The sequence below is a fragment of the Metabacillus niabensis genome, assembly GCF_902829255.1.
Taxonomy (GTDB): Bacteria; Bacillota; Bacilli; order Bacillales; family Bacillaceae; genus Metabacillus; species Metabacillus niabensis.
The window spans coordinates 1-2,072 of record NZ_CADEPK010000389.1 but is presented as its reverse complement, the minus strand read 5'-3'; the positions used below and the strand labels follow the sequence as shown (position 1 = coordinate 2,072).

The following is a 2,072-nucleotide window of genomic DNA, read 5'->3' as shown; positions in this document are numbered from 1 at the left end:
CTCGACAGCTAAACTACTGTTAAAATAATCATTTTAACAATATATCCTATTAATTTTTACTTATTGCAGCGTCTAAAGCAACAACAATCATATCATTGAAAGTTGTTTGTCTTTCTTCTGAGCTAGTTTCTTCACCTATAAGAATATGATCGCTAACTGTTAATACAGATAGAGCTTTACAATTGAACTTAGCCGCAATTGTATAAAGAGCTGCTGTTTCCATTTCAATTGCTAAAATGCCATATTTTGCCCATTTCTCATGCTCAGCATTATCATTATAGAACATATCAGCTGTAAATACATTTCCAACCTTGAGATTGAGTCCTTTTTCTACACCTGTATCATACGCTCTCTTTAACAGATCAAAGTTAGCAGTTGGTGCATAATCAACTCCACCAAAGGTTAAACGATTCATTTGTGAATCAGTTGAAGCACTCATCGCGAGAATGACGTCACGCACACGAACATCTTTCTGAATTGCGCCACATGTTCCTACTCGTATTAAATTTTGCACACCGTAGCTATTAATTAATTCATTTATGTATATTGAAATAGAGGGAACTCCCATACCTGTGCCTTGTACAGATATCTTTTCTCCCTTATATGTTCCAGTAAAACCATACATGCCCCTTACTTCATTGTAACAAATGACATCCTCTAAAAAAGTTTCTGCAATATACTTTGCTCGTAATGGATCTCCAGGCAGCAATACAGTTTCTGCAATTTCATGTTGTTTTGCTCCAATATGGACACTCATCTACTATCCCTCCTATTAGTTATTAAAACAATAGCACATAAACTATATCATATTACTTAGGTAATTTAAAAGGACTATATCATTGTGGAAAACATGTACAGTTATCTTAAAAACTATGAAATTTTCTAATTATCTAACGTGTATTCGATTAATTCTTTTCCATCCCTCAGGCTTAAGTTTATAATAAAATTGACCTTTCTTCCCCTCATCAATTAAAACAATATCACCTGTACTCAAATATCTTGCTTCATAATCAGATGGCATTGTGTCGGCAACATTAAATGTTTGAAAGACCTTTTCCATAACATGCTGATGAGACTGTCCCGTTATCATGCAACGATACACTTCATGGTAGCCCTTTTTTTCGCCGAATTTTGGCGTTTGAAAAATTGTAATATCATAAGACTGTATCCGTTTCTTTAATAATAAGGAATATACCACACATATCACCCTCCAATTAAGCTTATTATCTTACTTATTAGAGGTCTATATGAAAAGTCCTTTCTCTAAACAGATCTAATTTTGTCGAACAACTTATTTATTTTATTATTTAAGAAGGAAATGACTATAAACATCGAAAATCCCGCACAAAAACCTGCTAACACGTCAGTAAGATAGTGAACACCTAAATATATTCTGCTCATTCCAATTAATCCAATCAAAATTGTTGTCGTCGCGATACAGAATTTTCGTATTTTTTCACTTTCAATATATTGAATAAATAAATAACAAATAAAACTGTAAATAGCTATTGAATTCATAGAATGTCCACTAGGAAAACTGTAAAATGCCTCTTTATAGACTGCGTCAAAATGGGGCCTTTCTCTACTAAATAATACTTTAAGTTCACTATTTATCCACCTAACACTAAATAATAAGATAAATAAAAAGAGAGCGGAAATAATTCTTTTTTTATAAAGTAAAAGAATAGTGAAAAAGATGCAAATAGGAAACATATACTTAATCGAGCCAACTTCTGACAGGAATAAAAAAATATTCGTTAATAAGGTTGTTCTTAACGTTTCAAATAAGAGGGTTATTTTAACATCGATTAGATAAATGAATTCATAACGATATAAGAAGGCCAATCCAAGAAACAATATAACCGAAAGGAAAAACCACTTTTTCATATGTATCCTCCTGCACTGCATGCTTTGTCCATATCTCCCATTTTATTTCTTTAAGATCCTTTTTATACTCCATACGTTTAAATAATAAAAAAGCTTCAAAGCCAAAAAAAGAGGGTCGCTCAAAAGGGTCTTATCCCTCAAACACTGATATATAATAACTAACCTCATCATTATTCTATATATAG

Annotated in this window: 3 protein-coding genes; all 3 read right to left on the bottom strand. The window is 32.0% G+C overall.

What is annotated here, in order from left to right:
- Positions 1–49: 49 nt before the first annotated feature.
- On the bottom strand, positions 50–757 hold the full coding sequence (gene deoD, locus HU235_RS22275; RefSeq protein ID WP_174881629.1) for a purine-nucleoside phosphorylase: 708 nt from the start codon (positions 755–757) through the stop codon (positions 50–52).
- 129 nt (positions 758–886) lie between these two features.
- Positions 887–1,198 carry a YodL domain-containing protein gene (locus tag HU235_RS22270; protein WP_174881628.1) on the bottom strand — a complete coding sequence of 104 codons (312 nt, stop codon included), beginning with the start codon at positions 1,196–1,198 and terminating at the stop codon, positions 887–889.
- 65 nt (positions 1,199–1,263) lie between these two features.
- Positions 1,264–1,887, bottom strand: a complete 624-nt coding sequence (locus tag HU235_RS22265) for a phosphatase PAP2 family protein (protein WP_174881627.1) — start codon at positions 1,885–1,887, stop codon at positions 1,264–1,266.
- Positions 1,888–2,072 lie beyond the last annotated feature (185 nt).